At 73.6% G+C, this 18588-nt stretch carries 17 protein-coding genes; 4 read left to right on the top strand and 13 right to left on the bottom strand.

Going from position 1 to position 18588, the window contains the following annotated elements:
* The first annotated feature begins 40 nt into the window (after positions 1-40).
* The gene (locus GA0070562_RS27705; RefSeq protein ID WP_091427445.1) at positions 41-1873 is read left to right on the top strand and encodes a thiamine pyrophosphate-requiring protein; all 1833 of its coding nucleotides are present in this window, start codon (positions 41-43) and stop codon (positions 1871-1873) included.
* 13 nt (positions 1874-1886) lie between these two features.
* Here GA0070562_RS27705 and GA0070562_RS27700 read toward each other — a convergent pair whose 3' ends face one another.
* Positions 1887-2447 carry a dihydrofolate reductase family protein gene (locus tag GA0070562_RS27700; RefSeq protein WP_091427442.1) on the bottom strand — a complete coding sequence of 187 codons (561 nt, stop codon included), beginning with the start codon at positions 2445-2447 and terminating at the stop codon, positions 1887-1889.
* Between the two features lie 137 nt (positions 2448-2584).
* Between GA0070562_RS27700 and GA0070562_RS27695 the strand changes: the two genes are divergently transcribed.
* The gene (locus GA0070562_RS27695; RefSeq protein WP_254663883.1) at positions 2585-3202 is read left to right on the top strand and encodes a nucleoside/nucleotide kinase family protein; all 618 of its coding nucleotides are present in this window, start codon (positions 2585-2587) and stop codon (positions 3200-3202) included.
* A 12-nt stretch (positions 3203-3214) separates the two neighbouring features.
* Here GA0070562_RS27695 and GA0070562_RS27690 read toward each other — a convergent pair whose 3' ends face one another.
* From GA0070562_RS27690 to GA0070562_RS27675, 4 genes are all read right to left on the bottom strand, one after another.
* Positions 3215-5467: a transglycosylase domain-containing protein gene (locus GA0070562_RS27690; RefSeq protein ID WP_420811448.1), complete on the bottom strand. Its 2253-nt coding sequence runs from the start codon at positions 5465-5467 to the stop codon at positions 3215-3217.
* A 52-nt stretch (positions 5468-5519) separates the two neighbouring features.
* Positions 5520-6323 carry a hypothetical protein gene (locus GA0070562_RS27685; protein WP_091427438.1) on the bottom strand — a complete coding sequence of 268 codons (804 nt, stop codon included), beginning with the start codon at positions 6321-6323 and terminating at the stop codon, positions 5520-5522.
* Positions 6324-6451: 128 nt separating this feature from the next.
* Positions 6452-7558, bottom strand: a complete 1107-nt coding sequence (locus GA0070562_RS27680; RefSeq protein WP_091427435.1) for an SPFH domain-containing protein — start codon at positions 7556-7558, stop codon at positions 6452-6454.
* 5 nt (positions 7559-7563) lie between these two features.
* Entirely contained in the window at positions 7564-8037 is a 474-nt protein-coding gene (locus GA0070562_RS27675) for an NfeD family protein (protein WP_091427433.1), read from the bottom strand.
* Positions 8038-8135: 98 nt separating this feature from the next.
* Here GA0070562_RS27675 and GA0070562_RS27670 point away from each other — a divergent pair, with 98 nt between their 5' ends.
* Positions 8136-9446 (top strand): serine hydrolase domain-containing protein, encoded by a 1311-nt coding sequence (locus GA0070562_RS27670; RefSeq protein ID WP_091427430.1) that lies wholly within the window; start codon positions 8136-8138, stop codon positions 9444-9446.
* Positions 9447-9802: 356 nt separating this feature from the next.
* Here GA0070562_RS27670 and GA0070562_RS27665 read toward each other — a convergent pair whose 3' ends face one another.
* Positions 9803-10615, bottom strand: a complete 813-nt coding sequence (locus tag GA0070562_RS27665; protein ID WP_091427428.1) for a DUF3097 domain-containing protein — start codon at positions 10613-10615, stop codon at positions 9803-9805.
* Positions 10616-10776: 161 nt separating this feature from the next.
* Between GA0070562_RS27665 and GA0070562_RS27660 the strand changes: the two genes are divergently transcribed.
* The gene (locus GA0070562_RS27660; RefSeq protein ID WP_091427425.1) at positions 10777-11571 is read left to right on the top strand and encodes a hypothetical protein; all 795 of its coding nucleotides are present in this window, start codon (positions 10777-10779) and stop codon (positions 11569-11571) included.
* Between the two features lie 63 nt (positions 11572-11634).
* Here the strand turns inward: GA0070562_RS27660 and GA0070562_RS27655 are convergent, their stop codons facing one another.
* From GA0070562_RS27655 to GA0070562_RS27625, 7 genes are all read right to left on the bottom strand, one after another.
* Entirely contained in the window at positions 11635-12414 is a 780-nt protein-coding gene (locus GA0070562_RS27655; protein WP_091048117.1) for an HAD-IIA family hydrolase, read from the bottom strand.
* Between the two features lie 33 nt (positions 12415-12447).
* Positions 12448-13479 carry a ferrochelatase gene (locus GA0070562_RS27650; protein ID WP_091427422.1) on the bottom strand — a complete coding sequence of 344 codons (1032 nt, stop codon included), beginning with the start codon at positions 13477-13479 and terminating at the stop codon, positions 12448-12450.
* Between the two features lie 57 nt (positions 13480-13536).
* The gene (gene fabI, locus GA0070562_RS27645) at positions 13537-14304 is read right to left on the bottom strand and encodes an enoyl-ACP reductase FabI (protein WP_091427420.1); all 768 of its coding nucleotides are present in this window, start codon (positions 14302-14304) and stop codon (positions 13537-13539) included.
* A gap of 23 nt (positions 14305-14327) precedes the next feature.
* Entirely contained in the window at positions 14328-15032 is a 705-nt protein-coding gene (gene fabG, locus GA0070562_RS27640; protein ID WP_091427418.1) for a beta-ketoacyl-ACP reductase, read from the bottom strand.
* Between the two features lie 558 nt (positions 15033-15590).
* Positions 15591-16541 carry a VWA domain-containing protein gene (locus GA0070562_RS27635; protein ID WP_091427416.1) on the bottom strand — a complete coding sequence of 317 codons (951 nt, stop codon included), beginning with the start codon at positions 16539-16541 and terminating at the stop codon, positions 15591-15593.
* On the bottom strand, positions 16538-17485 hold the full coding sequence (locus tag GA0070562_RS27630) for a DUF58 domain-containing protein (RefSeq protein ID WP_091427414.1): 948 nt from the start codon (positions 17483-17485) through the stop codon (positions 16538-16540). Before GA0070562_RS27630 ends, GA0070562_RS27635 begins: the two co-directional genes overlap by 4 nt.
* Positions 17464-18570, bottom strand: coding sequence for an AAA family ATPase (locus GA0070562_RS27625; protein ID WP_091427411.1), 1107 nt, complete (start codon positions 18568-18570; stop codon positions 17464-17466). Before GA0070562_RS27625 ends, GA0070562_RS27630 begins: the two co-directional genes overlap by 22 nt.
* Between the last annotated feature and the right edge of the window lie 18 nt (positions 18571-18588).

Raw genomic sequence — 18588 nt, 5'->3', positions numbered from 1 at the left:
GAACGGAGCCGGAAGGCCGGACGGCGACGGAGGGAACCAGATGGGCGCGGATCACGACGGCAACCTCCCCCGCGACGCCACCGTCGCCGACTACCTGGTGGCCCGTCTCGCCGAGTGGGGCGTGCACCGCTACTACGGCTACCCGGGCGACGGGATCAACGGCATGACCTCGGCGTTGCAGCGCGCCGAGGGGCGGGCCCGGTTCATCCAGGTCCGGCACGAGGAGACCGCCGGCTTCGCGGCCGGCGCGCACGTCAAGTACGGCGGCGGTCCGCTCGGCTGCGTGGTGGTGACCAGCGGTCCGGGCGCGATCCACGCGCTGAACGGCCTCTACGACGCGAAGCTCGACCACCAGCCGGTGGTGGCGCTGCTCGGGCACACCGCGCTGCCCGCCGAGGGCGGCGGCTACTACCAGGAGGTGGACCTGCTCTCGCTCTACAAGGACGTGGCGTCGGCCTTCCTGGCCCAGCTCGACGACCCGTCCCAGGCCCGGCACCTGGTGGACCGGGCCTGCCGCACGGCGCTGGCCCGGCGTACCGTGACCGCCCTGGTCCTCCCCTCGGACGTGCAGGACCTGCCCGCGGTGCCGCACCCGCCGCACGCCCACGGCTACTACCACACCAGCGCGGTGCCGAGCAGCGAGCCGACAGTGCCGCCGGAGGCCGACGTGCGCCGCGCCGCCGAGGTGCTGCGCGGCGGCGAGCGCGTGGCGATGCTGGTCGGGCAGGGCGCGCTCGGCGCCGAGGACGAGGTACGCCGGATCGCCGACCGGCTCGGCGCCGGGGTCGCCACCGCGCTGCTCGGCTTCACCGCCGTCGACCACCGGCAGCCCTGGGTGACGGGCGCGATCGGCCTGCTCGGCAGCCGCCCGAGCTGGCAGCTCATGCGCGAGTGCGACCGGCTGCTGATCGTCGGCAGCCAGATGCCGTACTCGGAGTTCTACCCGCCGGAGGGCCAGGCCCGGGCGGTGCAGATCGACATCGACGGCACCCGGATGGGGTTGCGCTACCCGACCGAGGTGAACCTGACCGGCGACGCCGGGCCGACGCTGCGCGCCCTGCTCAAGGAGCTGGGCCCGGGGCCGGGCCCGACCGCCTGGCGGGCCACCCTCGCCGACGCCACCGGCAAGTGGCGGGCCTCGCAACGCGAGGTCGCCGCCCAGCCCGCCGACCCGGTCAACCCGCAGTCGCTGTTCGCCGCGCTCGACGACGCGCTGCCAGACGACGCCATGCTCGCGGTCGACTGCGGCACCGCCACCGCCTGGTACGCCCGGCACGTGCGGGTCCGCCCCGGCATGCTGGCCAGCCTCTCCGGCACGCTGCTGTCCATGGGCGGCGGGATGCCGTACGCGCTGGCGGCGAAGTTCGCCCACCCGGACCGGCCGGTGATCGCGTTGCTCGGCGACGGCGCGATGCAGATGAACGGCGTCAACGAACTGATCACGGTGGCGAAGTACTGGCGGGAGTGGGCCGATCCCCGGTTCGTGGTGCTGGTGCTCAACAACCGGGATCTCGCGTTCGTCAGCTGGGAACAGCGGTCCGGCGAGGGCACGCCGATGTTCCCGGACAGCCAGGACCTGCCGGACGTGGCGTACCACAGGTGGGCGGAGGTGCTGGGCCTCGGCGGTGAGCTGGTCGACTCCCCCACCCGGGTGGACGGCCTGTGGCAGCGGGTGCTCGACGCGGACCGGCCGGTGGTGGTCAACGCGGTGGTGGACCCGGCCGAGCTGATGCTGCCGCCGCACTTCACCGTCGAGCAGGCACGCAAGACCGCCGCGGCGGTGCTGCGCGGGGACAGCGACCGGGCCGGCATCGTGCGGCGCGGCGTGCCCGCCGCGCTCGCCACGTACCGGCCCCGCCGCCGGGGCCGCTGACCGCCGCTGACCGTCAGGCCCGCGCGTAGCTCAGCAGCACCGACCGCCCGTCGAAGGTGCGCGTGCCGGCCAGCCGCAGGCTGCGGCGGTCCAGGTCCGGCAGCAGCCGCTTGCCGCCGCCGAGCAGCACCGGGTGCACGATCACGTGGAACTCGTCGACAAGGCCGAGCGCCGTCAGCGACGCCGCCGCGCCGGTCCCGCCGGTGAGCAGCACGTAGCCGTCGATCCCGTCGCGCACCGCGGCCACCTCGGCGGCCAGGTCACCGCCGCCGACCACCCGGGCGCCGTGGTCCGCCTCGGTGAGCGTCCGGGAGACCACGATCTTCGGGGTACGCCGCCAGATCGGCGCGAACGCCAGGTCGTGCGGGTGGTCGGAGATCGACTCGACCTGCGGCCAGTAGCCGGACATCATCTCCCACACCCGCCGGCCGTAGGCGAAGGCGTCGGCCCGCTCGGACAGGTCGATGGAGTACGCGGACAGCTCGTCCCCCATCTCCGGCCAGTCGAACTCGCCGTCGGGCCCTTCGATGAACCCGTCGACCGACGTGTGCACCCAGTAGACGATCCTGCCCATGCCGTGCTCCTTCGCGTTGGCGGCGCGTCCCGGTCGGGCGCGCTCACCTGTGGGTCGGAGCCGCCGGGCCGGATCCGACACGTCGCGCGGGTGGTTGTCCGGGTGCGTTAGCGTCCGGGCATATGGGCCGCCCCGTGATGATCGCACTTATCGGCGTCGACGGCTCCGGGAAGACCACGCAGGCCAAGGCGCTCGCGGCGCGGCTGCGCGAGCGAGGTGTCCGGGCGCGGTACTTCGAGAACGCCGGTGGGCGGCCGCTGTGGAACCGGCTGGCCCGGGCGCTCGGCCGGCCCGACGGGGTGGCGCTGTTCGGCCGTACCCTCTATCCGGCGCTGGAGGCGACGGTGCGCGCGGCGGCGATGGCCCGGACCGTCGCGGTGGCCCGCCTGACCGGACGGGCGGCGGTGCTGGACCGGTGGACCTGGTGCCAGGACGTGATCATGGCGGCCCGGGGCGACCGGGGACGGCGCGTGGTGCGCGCCGCGTACGCGGTCTTCCCGCGCCCGGCGGTGGTGTGCTTCCTGGCCACCTCCCCGGAGGTGGCGCGGCTGCGGGTGGCCGCGCGGGGCATCGACACCGAGGAACCGGCGCACCTGCGCGCGCTGGACGCCGCCTACCGGGCGCTGTCCGACTTCGGCACGTTCACGGTGCTCGACGGCGACCGTGCCCCGGCGGAGGTGGCCGCCGCCCTGGACGCCGCGCTCGACACCGCGCTGACGACCCTGGCGACCACCCTGCCTCCACCGGACGCGTGAGGCGGGCCCGGCTCAGCCCCGCTCGCGCAGCCAGCGGAGCACGTCGGAGGGCAGCTCGCGGTCCTCGCGGTCCTCGCGCTGCTCGCGTCGGTCCGGCTCGGTCCGGCGGGGCGGCTGCGGGCGCTGCGGGTCGCCGACCAGCGCCCGGCTCGGCGCGGTGAAGCCGGCCACCGGCTTTCCGGTGAGCGCCGTCTTGATGGTCCGGGCCACCGCGTCGATCACCTTCGCCTGCACGGCGGAGCCGACCAGATCGTTGACGTCGTCCGGGTTGGCGGCGATGCCGGCCACCGCGACCTGCGGGGTGTACCCGACGAACGTCTCGGTGGCGTTGCGCTCCGAACTGCCGGTCTTACCGGCCACCGGGCGGCCGACGATCGAGTCGACGGCGGTGGCGGTGCCGCCGTTGCACTGCCCGAACGCGGACTGCTGACCGACCGGGCAGCGGGCCGCGTCGGTGGCGGCGCGGGCCACGTCCGGTTCGAGCACCCGCTCGCAGGACGGCTGCGCCACGTCGACGGCGTCGCCGTCGGGCGCGGTCACCGAGACCACCGGCAGTGGCTTGCAGTACGTGCCCTCGGCGGCCACCGTGGCGTACGCGTTGGCCAGGTCCAGCGGGGTGGTGGCGGCCACGCCGAGCGTGAACGCGCCCCAGTTCGCGGCGTTGTCCCGGGCGAACGCGGCGTCGGAGTCGGCGCGGAAGGTGATGCCGAGGCGCTGGGCCATCTCCACCACCTTGTCCTCGCCGACCTGCTCGGCGAGCCAGACGAAGTACGTGTTCACGGACCGGCCGAAGCCGTCCCACATCATCCGGTAGCCGTCCATCCACTGCGGGTTGGCGTTCGCCGGGCACCACGTGCCGTCGCAGTTGCCCTCGTCGTCCGAGGCGTACCGGGTGGGCAGCCGGCTGGGGGCGTCGAAGCCGGTGGCAAGCGGCTTGCCGGCCTCCAGCGCGGCGAGCATGGTGAACATCTTGAACGTCGAGCCGGCCTGGTAGCCGTCGACGCTGGCGCCGCCGGAGATCAGCGGATTGACCGTGTTCGGGTGGTTGGCCTGCCCGGCCGGGTTGTCGTCGAGGCTGTAGTGCCGGTTCACCGCCATGGCGAGGACCCGGCCGGTGCCGGGCTCGACCGCCGCGATCGGCAGCGCCCGCTTGTTGCCGTACCCGTAGACCTTGGTGGCCTGCTCCTGCGCGGTCTGCTGGATCTTCGCATCCAGCGTGGTGACGACGCGGTAGCCGCCGCGGCGCAGCGCCTGCTCCCGCTCCTCGGGCGTGCTGCCGAACGCCGGCTGGGTGAGCCACCAGCGGCGCAGGTAGTCGCAGAAGAAGCCCCAGTCGTCGTGCCCCTGGGCGGTGGCGGTGCAGCCGTTGGGCTGGGCGGTCGGCCGCAGCGTCAGCGCCTCGGCCTTCGCCGCCGCGGCCTGCTGCGGGGTGATCGCGCCGGTCTCGGCCATCGCGTCGAGCACATACCCCCGGCGGGTCAGCGCCTGGTCCTTGTCGCCGTCGATCGGGCTGTACGCGTCCGGCGACTGGACCAGGCCGGCGAGCAGCGCCGCCTCGCCCAGCGTCAGGCCGGCCGGCGCCTTGCCGAAGTAGCGCTGGCTCGCGGCGGCGACGCCGTACGCGCCGGAACCGAAGTACGCGATGTTGAGGTAGCGGTTGAGGATCTCGTCCTTGGACAGCGACTGCTCCAGGGCGTTGGCGTACCGGATCTCCTGGAGCTTGCGCCCGACTGTCTGCTCGGTGGCGGCCTGCCGCTCCTCCGGGGTGCGGTTCGGGTCGGTCTTGAGCACGTTGCGGACGTACTGCATGGTCAGCGTGGAGCCGCCCTGCTCGGTGCCGCCGCCCTTGACGTTCGCCACCAGCGCCCGGGCGATGCCGCGCAGGTCCGCGCCGCCGTGCGAGTAGAACCGCCGGTCCTCGGCCGCGATGATCGCCTGCCGCATCACCGGGGCGATCTCGTCCAGCGACACGTCGGTGCGGTTCACGTCGTAGAACGTCGTGATCAGCGTCTTGCCGTCGTTGGCGTAGAGGTAGGAGCGCTGCGGCTGCACCGGGGTACGCAGCGCGTCGGGCAGGTCCGCGTACGCGCCGAGCGCCGCCCGGGCGGCGAACCCGCCGAGCAGGCCGCCGGGAAGCGCGGCGACCGCGAGGACGAGCCCGGCGAGCAGGCCGGCCAGCAGCACGGTAAACAGCCGCGACAGCGGCGACCTGGGAGACAGACGGCATGGACGCAAGGATTGCCACGAAAGCCGCCTACCGGCCACCTCGCCAGGCAACTGTCAGTTACTTCACGGCGACCGCCCAGCTCCGAAACGGTCAGCCCGCCCCGAGTGGGCCCTTCGGTGACGCGGGCGGCAGCGGTGCGGCGGCGACGCTGGCCGCGGCCGCGTCCCGGGCGATCGTCTCGGGCACGAGGCGGCCGCTGCGGTAGCCGATGCCGATGCCGGAGACCAGCACGAAGATCGCACCGAACGTCTGGAGCGAGCCGATCAGCGCGCCGCCGAGCCCGAGCAGCGGGGCGGCGATCATCAGCATCGTCCCGTCGCCGTAGGAGAACATCCCGGACCGGGCGACCGACCAGCCGGTCAGGAACCAGCCCACGCTGTAGAGGGTGGCGCCGAACAGCACGATGCCACGTGCGGTCACGCCGAACACCGGTGTCTGCTCGGCCAGCCCGGCGAACGGCAGCATCAGCACCATCCCGCCGATGCTCGCCAGCAGCCCGGCCAGTGCGACGCGGCGGCAGCGGGTGGCGGCGAGCAGGCCGGTGAGCGCGAGCAGGGCGAGCAGCCCGAGCCACACCGCCGCAACCCAGCCGACCAGGTAGAGCGGCCGGCCGTCGGCCGGATACGGGTCGTTGCCCACCCCGCCGTCGCTGGCCATCGCCACCAGGCCGTAGAGCACCGCGTACGCCGGCAGCAGCCAGACCGCCGCGCGGGCGAACCGGCGGATCGACCAGGCCCAGGTCGCGTCGGTGGCCGGCGCCCCCGGGCCGGGCTCGGAGACGAACGGCAGGACCCCGAAACCCCCTCCGGTACGCCGGGAGCCGATCGGCCCGGCGGGGTCGTGCGCGCCGGGGACCGGGGTACGGGAGAACAGCCGGTTGGCCGGGTCCTTCATGCCTCACCTCGTTCGCGCCGCGGGCGGCCCGGGACGCGCAACGGCGCTCCGGCCCTGCTCACCACCCGTCCTGAAACCGATGGTGGCAGCCGCCGGAGCGCCGTATGAGGGATTCTCGGATTTGCCGGTCAGCCCCGCTCGCGCTGGTCCGCCGGGTCGTTCACCAGGCTGGCCGGTGACACCGGCTCCGGCGCCGGCAGACCCTGCGGGGTGTTGCCGCCGGCGGCCTGCGCCTCGGCCACGCGTACCTCGTTGTGGATCTCCTGGGCGGCGATGGCCGCGGCCTGGGCCGCCTCGGCGGCCTCCCGCTCGACCTCGCCGGCGCTCTTGGCGGCCTCCGGCGACGGCTGGTCGCCGACCATGTTGGCCAGCCCGCCCAGCGCGCCACCCATGCCCTCCAGGGCCTTGGTCAGCTCGGTCGGGACGATCCAGACCTTGTTCGCCGTGCCGTTGGCGATCTGCGGCAGCGCCTGGAGGTACTGGTAGGCCAGCACCTTCTGGCTCGGGTTGGCGGTGTGGATCGCGTCGAAGACGGTACGGATCGCCTTGGCCTGGCCCTCCGCCTGGAGGATCCGGGCCTGCCGGTCACCGTCGGCGCGCAGCACGGCGGCCTGCTTCTCACCCTCGGCGGTGAGGATCTGCGACTGCTTGTGCCCCTCGGCGTTGAGGATCGCGGCGCGGCGGTCCCGCTCGGCGCGCATCTGCTTCTCCATCGAGTCACGGATGCTCGGCGGCGGCTCGATCGCCTTGATCTCGACCCGGGTCACCTTGATGCCCCAGCGGCCGGTGGTCTCGTCCAGCACGCCGGACAGGTGCCGGTTGATCTCCTCGCGGCTGGTCAGCGCGCGCTCCAGGTCCAGCGAGCCGATCACGTTACGCAGCGTGGTGACGGTGAGCTGCTCGATCGCCTGGAGGAAGTTCGAGATCTCGTAGGTGGCCCGGACCGAGTCGACGACCTTGAAGTAGAGCACGGTGTCGATCGAGACGACCAGGTTGTCGGAGGTGATCACCGGCTGCGGCGGGAAGCTGACCACCTGCTCGCGCATGTCGACCTTGGTACGCACCGCGTCCACGAACGGCACCAGCAGGTTCAGGCCCGGGTTGAGCGTGCGCTTGTACTTACCGAGCCGCTCGACCACGTCCTGCCGCTGCTGCGGCACGATCCGTACCGCCTTGAACAGCGTCACCACACCGATCAACGCCACCGCGATCATCAGGATCGCCAGAAACTCCATACCGTTCACCTTTTCGCTTCGGGCAGCTCGCCCGGGGTGGAAATGTCGTCCTGCCATACCAGGGCGGTAGCGCCCCGGACCTTTATCACCTGCACCCGCTCACCCTCGGCGTACGTGCGCGTCGCGTCGTACGAGCGGGCCGTCCACAGCTCACCATCGATCTTGACCATGCCCCGGTCGGCGTCGACCGGCTCCAGGACCACAGCGGTGGCCCCTTCCAGCGCCTCGACCCCGAACGGCTGCTCGCCGGTCTCCAGCGACGGCCGGGCGTGCCGCCGGACCACCGGACGCACCACCACCACCGACAGCGCCGACACCACCGCGAAGATCACCGCCTGGAGCGCCACCGGCGCACCGAGCGCCGCGGCGCCGGCCGCGGCGAACGCCCCGACCCCGAACATGATCAGGAAGAGCGTCGTCGTGAAGATCTCGGCGACCGCTAGTACCACACCCAGAACGATCCAGAAGACGGCGTCCACGAGAACAATCCTGACACGTCAACGCACGTGTCATCGAACTGTCATGATCGCTAGGCTCGGCACGGCGTACCGCACCCCCGGCCGACGAGGAGGACGACATGTCCCTGCTGCCCGAGACCGCGCGTCAGGTGGACCTGCTGGTCGCCCGGGCCCAGGCCGAAGGGCGAGGTCCCTCGCTCGCCCTCGGCGTGGTCCGCGACGGTCACCTGGCCCACCTGGCCGTCGCCGGCGAGACGCCCCGCCCGGACGGCGACCTGCAGTACCGGGTCGGCTCGATCACCAAGACCATGACCGCGGTGCTGGTGATGCAGCAGCGCGACGCCGGCCGACTGGCGCTCGACGATCCGCTGGACGCGCACCTGCCCGGCACCCCGGTCGGCTCACTGACCGTGCGCCGGCTGCTCGGCCACGTCAGCGGCCTGCAACGCGAACCGGACGGCGAGTGGTGGGAGCGCGCCGGGGGCACGGACCTGGACACGCTGCTGGCCGGACTGACGCCGGACAAGATCGCCCACCCGCCGCACTTCGTCTACCACTACTCGAACCTGGCGTACGGGCTGCTCGGCGCCGTGCTGGAGCGGATCACCGGCACGCCGTGGGCGGACCTGCTGACCGAACGGCTGCTGACGCCGCTGGGCATGCGCCGCACCACGTACCACCCCACCGAGCCGTACGCCCGCGGCTACGTCGTGCACCCCTGGCACGAGACGCTGCGGGAGGAGCCGCTGACCGACAGCGGGGCGATGGCAGCGGCCGGCCAACTCTGGTCGACGGTCGAGGACCTGGGCCGCTGGGCCGCGTTCCTGGCCGACCCGGACCCGGCGGTGCTCTCCCCCGCCACGCTCGCCGAGATGTGTGCCCCCGTGGTGATCAACGACCTGGACTCGTGGACCGGCGGGCACGGCCTCGGCATCGAGCTCTACCGGGTCGGCGACCGGGTGTACGTCGGGCACGGCGGCTCCATGCCCGGTTACGTCGCCGGCCTGGCCGTGCACCGGCCCACCCGTACCGCCGTGGTCAACTTCGCCAACTCGTACGGGCTGCGCGGCCACCACATCGGCGCGCTCGGCCGGGAGGCTCTCACGCTGGTGCTGGACGCCGAACCGGCCGCGCCCGCCCCCTGGCGCCCGGCCGACCCGCCCGCCGCCGACGTGGCCGCGCTGACCGGCCGCTGGTGGTGGATGGGCGGCGAGTACGAGTTGCGCGTCGACGCCGCCGGGGACCTGGTCGGCGGCCTGGTGGGCAAGCCGCTGCTCCGGTTCACTCCCGAGGGACCGGACCGGTGGCGGGGCCGCTCCGGCTCCCAGGACGGCGAGATCCTCACCGTCGTCCGCGACGACTCCGGCACCCCGGTAGCCCTGGACATGGCGACATTCGTCCTGACCCGCTCCCCCGACCAGGCCCCCTAAACCCCGCTCTCACCCCTCGCCACCCCCGCCCACCCCACCCGCCCCGTCGATCTTGCACTTGTGGCCCTCGTTTCGCCCCGCTATGCCCGATCCGTGGGGGCCACAACTCCATGATCGACGCACACACCCGCACCGCCCGACCGCGGTGATCAAGGAGTTCGTGTCGGCGTTGATCTCCAGCACGCCCGCGAACTCCTTGATCAACCAGGGGAGGGCACCGGGGACGGAGTCCGGAAGGGAGCCTGGGCCGGGGGCGGTCGCCCCCGGCACTCGACCGCAACCACCCCGGGCGCAAGCCGAGCCCTGACAGCAACCGCAACCACCGCCGGAACGCAGCTACCCCGAGCCGCAACCACTCACCCGGGCTCGGTGACGAAGTCGATCAGGCGCTCCATCGCGTTGATCAGCGGCGTCTCCACGTCGGCGAAGCTGTCCACCCGGGACAGGATGTGCCGCCACATGTCGGCCGGCTCGGCCACCCCGAGCGCCGCGCAGACGCCTTCCTTCCAGGGCTGCCCCGGAGGCACCACGGGCCACGCCGCGATACCGAGCGCCGCCGGGCGTACCGCCTGCCACACGTCGACGTAGGGGTGCCCGGTGACCAGCACGTGCGAGGAGTTGACCCGGGCCACGATCCGGCTCTCCTTCGAGCCGGGCACGAGGTGGTCGACGAGCACGCCGAGCCGGCGGCCCGGGCCGGGCGCGAACGCGCGTACCTCGTCGGCGAGCGCGTCGATGCCGTCCAGCGGTTCCACCACCACGCCCTCGATGCGCAGGTCGTCGCCCCAGATCCGCTCGACCAGCGCGGCGTCGTGCACGCCCTCGACCCAGATCCGGCTGGCCTTGGCGACCTGCGCCCGTACGCCGTCCACAGCGATCGAGCCGGACGCGGTACGCCGGCGCGCGGCGGGCACCGGGGCGCGGGCCGGCCGCCGCAGCGTGACCGGCTTGCCGTCGAGCAGGAACGCGGCGGGCAGCAGGGGGAAGTTGCGCCGCCGACCGTGCCGGTCCTCCAGCACCACGGCGCCGGAGTCGAAGCCGACGACGGCGCCGCAGAACCCGGAGTCGGCGTCCTCGACCACCAGGTCGGGTTCGGCGTCGACCTCGGGGGTCACCTTCCGTCGTCGCCAGTCGCCGGCCAGCACGTCCCCGTCGTATCGCCCCGCCATGCCGCAGACGCTAGCCAGCGTCCCGGCGTGTCGCTCGGCGACGCGCCGACCGGGCCGTCATCCGTCGGCACGAAACGGTGCGAAGGGGGTAGTTGGGACCAGGTCGCGCCGCCGGAGCGGCAGCCGAGACAGCAGCGGCGCGGAGCACGTACCCTTTCCGCATGTCCTCCCCCGCAACGGGCGCGGCCACGCTGGCTCCGCGCCGGTCGAGCCGGTTCGTCGCCTGGGTGCGTGCCTGGCGAGCCGGCCTGGTGCCGTTCGACGAGGTGGCCGACGCCGTCGCCGGCGACGAGGAGCACCTCGTCGCCGACGCCCCCGGCACCTGGACCGACGTGTCGCTGCGGGAGGCGCTGCCCAGCCTCGCCAAGCATTCGCCCGACGACATCCGCCTGGTGCTGCCCGCGCCCGGCGACCCGCGGGGTCTGCCCGGTCCGGGCGCGTTCGCCGGGGCGGCGCTGGTGGCGGGCGAAGCGGTGGTGGCGAGCGGGATGGGGCTGGTGCCCGAGGTCCGTACGCACACCTCCGGCTCGGGAATGATCTGGGAGACGGTGCTCTGGCGGGTCCATCCGCTGCCGGCGGACGCGCCGAAGGCGTCGCTCGCCACGCCGGGCGCGGCGGAGGCCGAGGCCGAGCTGGCCGCCGTGCTGGCCGAGACCACCGCGACGCTGACCCGGCTGGACGTCGCGCAGTGGCGCCCCGAGCTGGCCGGCGCGCTCGCCGCGCTGCGCCGCCCGGACGGCGCGACCGACCTGCCTCCCGGCTTCGACCCGCGGGCCCGCCGCCTGTTCGCCCGCGCGGCGGTGCTGGACCGGGTGCTCGCGCTGGCCGGGGAGAGCGCGCCCGGCGGCGCGGTGAACACCTACGAGGCGCAGCAGCGGGACGCGGCGCTGCGACCGCTCACCACCGCGTGCCGGCAGGCGCTGGTGGCCGCCTGCAACGCGCCGCTGCGGCTCTAGCGCCGCAAGCGCCACCGACAGCGGCCGGGCGAGCAGCAGCCGGAGCCGTAGGAGAGCTCGCGCTCAGACCTCGTCGATCAGGTCGGCCACCGAGTCGACGATCCGCGACGGCCGGTACGGGTACCGCTCCGCCTCGGTCCGGCTGCTGATGCCGGTGAGCACCAGGATCGTCTCCAGCCCGGCTTCCAGGCCACACAGGATGTCGGTGTCCATCCGGTCGCCGATCATCGCGGTCGACTCGGAGTGCGCGTCGATGGTGTTCAGCGCCGAGCGCATCATCATCGGGTTGGGCTTGCCGACGAAGTACGGGTCGACCCCGGTCGCCTTGGAGATCATCGCCGCCACCGATCCGGCCGCCGGCAACGCGCCCTCCATCGACGGGCCGGTGGCGTCGGGGTTGGTGCAGATGAACCGGGCGCCGTCGTTGATCAGCCGGATCGCCTTGGTTATCGCCTCGAAGCTGTAGGTGCGCGTCTCCCCCAGCACCACGTAGTCCGGGGCGAAGTCGCTGAGCACGTAGCCCACCGCGTGCAGCGCCGTGGTCAGGCCGGCCTCACCGATCACGTACGCGGTGCCGCCCGGCCGCTGGTCGGCCAGGAACTGGGCGGTGGCCAACGCGGAGGACCAGATCGCCTCCTCCGGCACGTCCAGCCCCATCCGGGCCAGCCGGGCCTGGAGGTCGCGCGGCGTGTAGATGGAGTTGTTCGTCAGCACCAGGAACGGCTTGCCGGAGGCACGCAGCTTCTTGACGAACTCCGGGGCGCCGGGCACCGGCTGCCCCTCGTGCACCAGCACGCCGTCCATGTCGGTGAGCCAGCTCTGCACCGGCTTGCGGTCAAGCATCGTGTCGTCCCCTGGGGTGTCGTCGGGTCGGGCTCAGGGCCGGCGGGCCGGGGGCACGCAGCACAACGCCGGGCAGGTGTCCCAGGCGGGCAGCTCGCCCAGGCGGCGGCGCAGCCGCTCCCCGTCCGGGGCGGTGCGCTCTCCGACCAGTTCGCGGACCATCGCCACGAACCGCGGGTCGGTGCCCGGCGTGCCGGCGCGGACGAAGTCCAGGCCGAGCTGCTTGGCCGTCTCCAGCGCCTCGGTGTCCAGGTCCCACACCACCTCCAGGTGGTCGGAGACGAAGCCGATCGGGCTGACCACCACGCCCGTCACGCCCTGCTCGGGCAGCGTGGCCAGGTGGTCGTTGACGTCCGGCTCCAGCCACGGCACCTGCGGCGGCCCGGACCGGCTCTGCCAGACCAGGTCGTACGCCAGGTCGGGCGCGGCCGCGGCGTGCACCAGCCGGGCGACCTCCTCGAGCTGGGCGGTGTAGCGGCCGCCGTGCGGGCCGGCGGTGGCCGCCGCCGACATCGGGACCGAGTGCGCGGTGAAGACCAGCCGGGTGCTGTCCCGCTTCGCCGGGTCGAGCTGGGCCAGCGCGGCACGGACCGCGTCGGCGTGCGGCTCGACGAAGCCGGGGTGGTCCCAGAACTGGCGCAGCTTCTCGATCAGCGGGGCGTCCGGGCCGACCGCGGCGCGGGCCGAGGCGATGTCCTCCTGGTACTGCCGGCAGGACGAGTAGCCGCCGTACGCGCTGGTGACGAACGCCAGCGCCCGGGTGATCCCGTCGTCGCGCATCCGCGCGACGGTGTCGGCGAGCATCGGATCCCAGTTGCGGTTGCCCCAGTAGACCGGCAGGTCGACGCCGTTGGCGGCGAAGTCGTCGCGGATCGCCGCGAGCAGGTCACGGCACTGCTGGTTGATCGGCGACACCCCGCCGAAGTGCAGGTAGTGCTCGGCGACCTCGGCCAGCCGCTCCGGGGGCACCCCCCGACCCCGGGTCACGTTCTGCAGGAACGGGAGAACGTCCTCGGGCCGCTCCGGGCCGCCGAAGGAGACCAGCACCAACGCGTCGTACGCCATGGGGACCATTGTCCCTCGCGGCCCGGGGCGGCGCGGCGGCCACCCCGGGTCCGGGTGTCAGGCGCCGATCGCGTGGTAGCCGCCGTCGACGTGGACGATCTCGCCGGTGGTGGCCGGAAACCAGTCGGACAGCAGGGCCAGGCAGGCCCGGGCGGCGGGCTCCTGGTCGGTGAGGCTCCAGCCCAGCGGGGCCCGCTGGGTCCAGGCGTCCTCGAACTGGTCGAACCCGGGGATGGACTTGGCCGCGATGGTACGCAGCGGTCCGGCCGCGACGAGGTTGCTGCGGATGCCCTGCTTGCCCAGGTGCAGCGCCAGGTAGCGGGAGGCGGACTCCAGCCCGGCCTTGGCCACGCCCATCCAGTCGTAGACCGGCCACGCCTTGGTGGCGTCGAAGGTGAGGCCCACCACGGCGCCGCCGGCGGACATCAGCGGCAGCGCGGCCATGGCGAGGGACTTGTACGAGTAGGTGGAGACCTGGAGCGCGGTCGCCACGTCCGCCCAGGGGGCGTCGAGGAATCCGCCGCCGAGGCAGCTCTGCGGGGCGAACCCGATCGAGTGCACGACGCCGTCCAGGCCGTCGACGTGCTCGCGTACCTTGTCGGCCAGGCCGGCCAGGTGTTCCTCGTTGCTGACGTCCAGCTCGATCACGGGCGCCGGCTCGGGCAGGCGCTTGGCGATCCGCTCCACCAGGGAGAGCCGGCCGTAGCCGGTGAGCACGACCTGTGCGCCGTTCTCCTGGGCGAGCTTCGCCACCGAGAAGGCGATCGACGCGTCGGTGATGACGCCGGTGACCAGCAGCCGCTTACCGGCGAGAAGTCCGGACATTGCGTGTCTCCTCCGTGCTCTGCTCAGTGACCCATGCCGAGGCCGCCGTCGACCGGGATGACGGCGCCGGTGACGTATCCGGCCGCGTCCGAGGCGAGCCAGGTGACGACCCCCGCGACCTCGTCCGGGGTGGCCATCCGGCCGGCCGGGATCGACTTGCGGATCTCCGCCCTGCGCTCCTCGGGCAGGCCCGCGGTCATGTCGGTGTCGATGAACCCGGGCGCCACCACGTTCGCGGTGATGTTGCGGGTGCCCAGCTCGCGGGTGATCGAGCGGGCCACGCCGACCAGGCCGGCCTTGCTGGCCGCGTAGTTGACCTGACCCGCGCCGCCGGAGAGACCGACCACCGACGAGATGAAGATCATCCGCCCCCAGCGGCCGCGGAGCATCTTCGTCGAGGCCCGCTTGGCGACCCGGAACGAGCCGGTCAGGTTGGTGTCGAGGACGCGGGCGAACTGCTCCTCGGACATCCGCATGATCAGCGTGTCGTCGGTGATGCCGGCGTTGGCGACCAGCACCTCCACCGGGCCGAGTTCGGCCTCGACGGTGGTGAACGCGGCGTCGACCGACTCGGCGTCGGTCACGTCACACCGCACACCGAACAGGCCCTCGGGGGCTTCGCCGCTCCGGTACGTCACCGCCACCCGGTCGCCCTGCTTGGCGAACGCCTGCGCGATGGCCAGGCCGATCCCCCGGTTCCCGCCGGTCACCAGCACGGTTCGGGCCACGGATCCCCCTCTGTTCCAGTGATCTCTCGGTCGGTCGGAGCCTAGGGGTTACCGACAGGTAAGCGCTAACCCGCGCAGGTCACAGGGCCGCTCCAGCCGGGGTCCGCGGGAGCGGCGGCCGCGCACGCGACACCCGCACACCCCGGTGTACGATGATCGCGTCTGCGGGCCGGTCTGCGCCCGCGCCGGGCCCCGCCGACCGCAGGAGGTGATCGCTGTGCGAGATAGCGATCCTCCCAGTCGTGGCCGGGCCCACCGTCAGCCCCGCTGAGCCACGGCTCCGTCGACGCGGCTGACCCGCTTCCCGCCCCCCGCACCGCATCCGCTCTCCGGCTGACACACCGGGGGTGGCCCTGCCGCGCGGCGGAGCACCCGGTCACGACTTCGTGCGCGTACGCCCCGACCCCCCGACGGCCCGCACCGGGCCGACCGTCGCCACGGAGCACACTCATGAGCCGTTACGTCGCCCCGCTGGGCTTCACCCTCGCCGCCGTCTGGGTGGCCGTCCTGTTCGTGCTGGCCGGCGGCGGTCACTGACCACCGCCGGCCGGTTCCGGCTCAGACCAGCCGGGACGTCCAGAGCAGACTCAGCCCGCCCGCGCACAGGGCCAGCAGCAGCGCGATCCCCGCGTACCACTGGGTGATCTCGCGCGGCTCGGTCCGGTAGCCGATCGAGCTGCCCATGTCCTGGTAGACCTGCTTCAGCTCGCTCGCCGACGCGGCCTCGTAGAAGAAGCCCTGCGTGGTCTCCGCGAGCTGGGACAGCGCGGTACGGTCCACCGGCACCCGCTGGAGCTGCCCGCCGATGTCGACCTGCCCCGAGTCGGTGCCGAACGCGATGGTGGACACCGGCACGTTCGCCGCCTGCGCCGCCGCGGCGGCCTCCTCCACCGAGCGGCCCGACGTGCGGTAGCCGTCGGACAGCAGCACGATCCGGGCCGGCGGGATGCCGGCGGCGCCGTCGGCCGGCACCGAGCGGATCGACTCCAGGCAGGTGAAGACCGCCTCGCCGGTGGCGGTCGCCTCGGCCAGCACCAGCCCGTCGATCGCGGTGGTGACGGCGGCCCGGTCCTTGGTCGGCGGCACCAGCACGTTCGCCGACTTGGCGAACGAGACGAGCCCCAGGTTGTAGCTCTCCGGCAGCTCGCCGACGAACTGCTTGGCCGCCTCCTGCGCCGCCTCCAGGCGGTTCGGCGACACGTCGTCGGCCTGCATCGACAACGACACGTCGATGGCGAGCATCACCGTGGCCCGCTCCAGCGGCTCCCGGGTGTCGATCGCCGGCCGGGCCAGCCCGGTCGCCAGCACCAGCAGGCAGAGCAGGAACGCGGTCGCCGCGATGTGCCGCCGCCAGCCCAGCCCCTTCGGCGCGACGGTACGCAGCAGGTCGACGTTGGTGAACCGCAGCGCGTACTGCCGGCGGTGCAGTTGCCGCCAGACGTACGCGGCGGCGAGGGCGAGCACCGGCAGCACGGCGAGCAGCCACCACGGTTGCAGAAAACGGATCATCGAGTCGTCCCTCGGGTGCGGGCGTGCCGCTGCGCGGCGACGAAACGCACCATGTCCAGCAGCCAGTCTCGGTCGGTACGCAGGCGCAGGTGGGCCGCGCCCGCGGCGCGCAGCTCGGCGGCGATCGCCCCGCGCTGGGCGGCCGCCGCCTCGGCGTACCGGCGGCGCAGGCCCGGGTCGGCGGTCTGCACCTCATGCAGTTCCCCGCTCTCCGGGTCCACCACCGGCAGCACCCCCACGTCGGGCAGTTCCAGTTCCCGCGGATCGACCACCTCGACGGCCAGCACGTCGTGGCGGACCCGCAGCTTACGCAGCGGCCGGCCCCACTGCTGCGGCGGCGCGAGGAAGTCGGAGATCACCACCGCCACGCCGCGTCGCCGGGGCGGCCGGTTGAGCGTGTCGACGAGCGCGCCGAGGTCGCTGCGGCCGGGCCGGACCTCGGCGCCGGCGACCGCCCGCAGCAGCCCTTGGGCCTCCTTGCGGCCGGAGCGGGCGGGCAGCCGCAGCATCGTGCCCGGCCCGCCGGTGCCCACCACCGCGCCGATCCGGTTGCCGCCCCGCACGGTCAGGTGGGCCAGCGCGGCCACCGCGGCCACTGCCACGTCCCGCTTGAGCCACCGCCCGGTGCCGAAGTCCAGGCTGGCCGACATGTCGACGGCCAGCCAGGTCTCCAGTTCGCGGTCGGCCACCGTACGCCGCACGTGCGGCATCGTGGTGCGGGCGGTGACCGGCCAGTCCATCCGGCGCACGTCGTCGCCGGGCCGGTACTCCCGGGACTCCCCCGCCTCGCTGCCCGGGCCGGGCAGCAGCCCGGCGTAGTCGCCCTGGAGCAGCCCGTCCAGCTTGCGGGTGACCATGAGCTGGAGCCGGGCCAGCGCGGCCCCCGAGCGGTCGCCGGTGGCGCTCAGCCGGGTGGGCGGGGTCACGGCCGCTGCCCGGGCCACCCGTTGTGCGGCACGGCCGGCGGCGGTGGTGTGGCCTGCTGGCGGGGCGCGACGGCGGGCAGCGGGATGGTCGACATCACCCGGTGCACGATGTGGTCGGCCGGTACGTCGTCGGCGAGCGCGTCGTAGCTGAGCACCAGCCGGTGGCGCAGGATGTCCGGCGCGATGTCCTGCACGTCCTGCGGCAGCGCATAGTCCCGGCCCCGCAGCAGCGCCAGCGCGCGGGTGGCCCGGACCAGGCCGAGCGACGCGCGCGGGCTGGCGCCGTACTGGATGAGCTGGGCCACGTCGGGCATGCCGTGCTCGGCCGGCGCCCGGGTGGCGAGCACCAGCCGGACCGCGTAGTCGACGAGCGCGTTGTGCACGAACACCTGGTCGGCCTTGTGCTGGAGGGCGACCAGATCCGGGGTGTCGAACACGCGGGCCGGCTCGGGCGGGGCGACGCCCATCCGGTAGACGATCTCGCGCTCCTCGGCGTCCGTCGGGTATCCCACGACGATCTTCATCAGGAACCGGTCCCGCTGCGCCTCCGGCAGCGGGTAGACGCCCTCCTGCTCGATCGGGTTCTGGGTGGCCATGACCAGGAAGGGGTCGGGCACCCGGTGGCTCTCGCCGCCGATGGAGACCTGCCGCTCGCTCATCACCTCCAGCAGCGCCGACTGCACCTTGGCCGGCGCGCGGTTGATCTCGTCGGCGAGCAGGAAGTTGACGAAGACCGGGCCCAGCTCGACGTCGAACTTCTCGCTGGACTGCCGGTAGATCCGGGTGCCCATGATGTCGGCGGGCACCAGGTCGGGGGTGAACTGGACCCGGGCGAACGAGCCGCCGACGACCCGGGCCAGCGTCTCCACGGCGAGCGTCTTGGCCACGCCCGGCACGCCCTCCAGCAGGCAGTGGCCCCGGGCGAGCAGCGCGACGAACATCCGCTCGACCATCCGGTCCTGGCCGACGATCACCCGCTTGGTCTCGAACAGCGCCCGCTCCAGCAGCGTGGCGTCCTGAGCCGGGGTGGTGCCCGCCGGGGGCGGCGTGTCCGGCGCCACCTCGGTCGGGTTCGGCACGTCGGGTGTGGTCGGCTGGGCCACCGGTCCTCCACAGCAGGG

Source organism: Micromonospora tulbaghiae (genome assembly GCF_900091605.1).
GTDB classification, from domain to species: Bacteria; Actinomycetota; Actinomycetes; order Mycobacteriales; family Micromonosporaceae; genus Micromonospora; species Micromonospora tulbaghiae.
This window is presented reverse-complemented; position numbering and strand designations above follow the sequence as displayed.

Excerpts from the sequence above, each read along its gene's own strand:
- GA0070562_RS27705 (WP_091427445.1), top strand. The coding sequence starts at position 41 with ATGGGCGCGGATCACGACGGCAACCTCCCCCGCGACGCCACCGTCGCC.
- GA0070562_RS27700 (WP_091427442.1), bottom strand. The coding sequence starts at position 2,447 with ATGGGCAGGATCGTCTACTGGGTGCACACGTCGGTCGACGGGTTCATC.
- GA0070562_RS27695 (WP_254663883.1), top strand. The coding sequence starts at position 2,585 with ATGATCGCACTTATCGGCGTCGACGGCTCCGGGAAGACCACGCAGGCC.
- GA0070562_RS27685 (WP_091427438.1), bottom strand. The coding sequence starts at position 6,323 with ATGAAGGACCCGGCCAACCGGCTGTTCTCCCGTACCCCGGTCCCCGGC.
- GA0070562_RS27680 (WP_091427435.1), bottom strand. The coding sequence starts at position 7,558 with ATGGAGTTTCTGGCGATCCTGATGATCGCGGTGGCGTTGATCGGTGTG.
- GA0070562_RS27670 (WP_091427430.1), top strand. The coding sequence starts at position 8,136 with ATGTCCCTGCTGCCCGAGACCGCGCGTCAGGTGGACCTGCTGGTCGCC.
- GA0070562_RS27665 (WP_091427428.1), bottom strand. The coding sequence starts at position 10,615 with ATGGCGGGGCGATACGACGGGGACGTGCTGGCCGGCGACTGGCGACGA.
- GA0070562_RS27660 (WP_091427425.1), top strand. The coding sequence starts at position 10,777 with ATGTCCTCCCCCGCAACGGGCGCGGCCACGCTGGCTCCGCGCCGGTCG.
- GA0070562_RS27655 (WP_091048117.1), bottom strand. The coding sequence starts at position 12,414 with ATGCTTGACCGCAAGCCGGTGCAGAGCTGGCTCACCGACATGGACGGC.
- GA0070562_RS27650 (WP_091427422.1), bottom strand. The coding sequence starts at position 13,479 with ATGGCGTACGACGCGTTGGTGCTGGTCTCCTTCGGCGGCCCGGAGCGG.
- fabI (WP_091427420.1), bottom strand. The coding sequence starts at position 14,304 with ATGTCCGGACTTCTCGCCGGTAAGCGGCTGCTGGTCACCGGCGTCATC.
- GA0070562_RS27635 (WP_091427416.1), bottom strand. The coding sequence starts at position 16,541 with ATGATCCGTTTTCTGCAACCGTGGTGGCTGCTCGCCGTGCTGCCGGTG.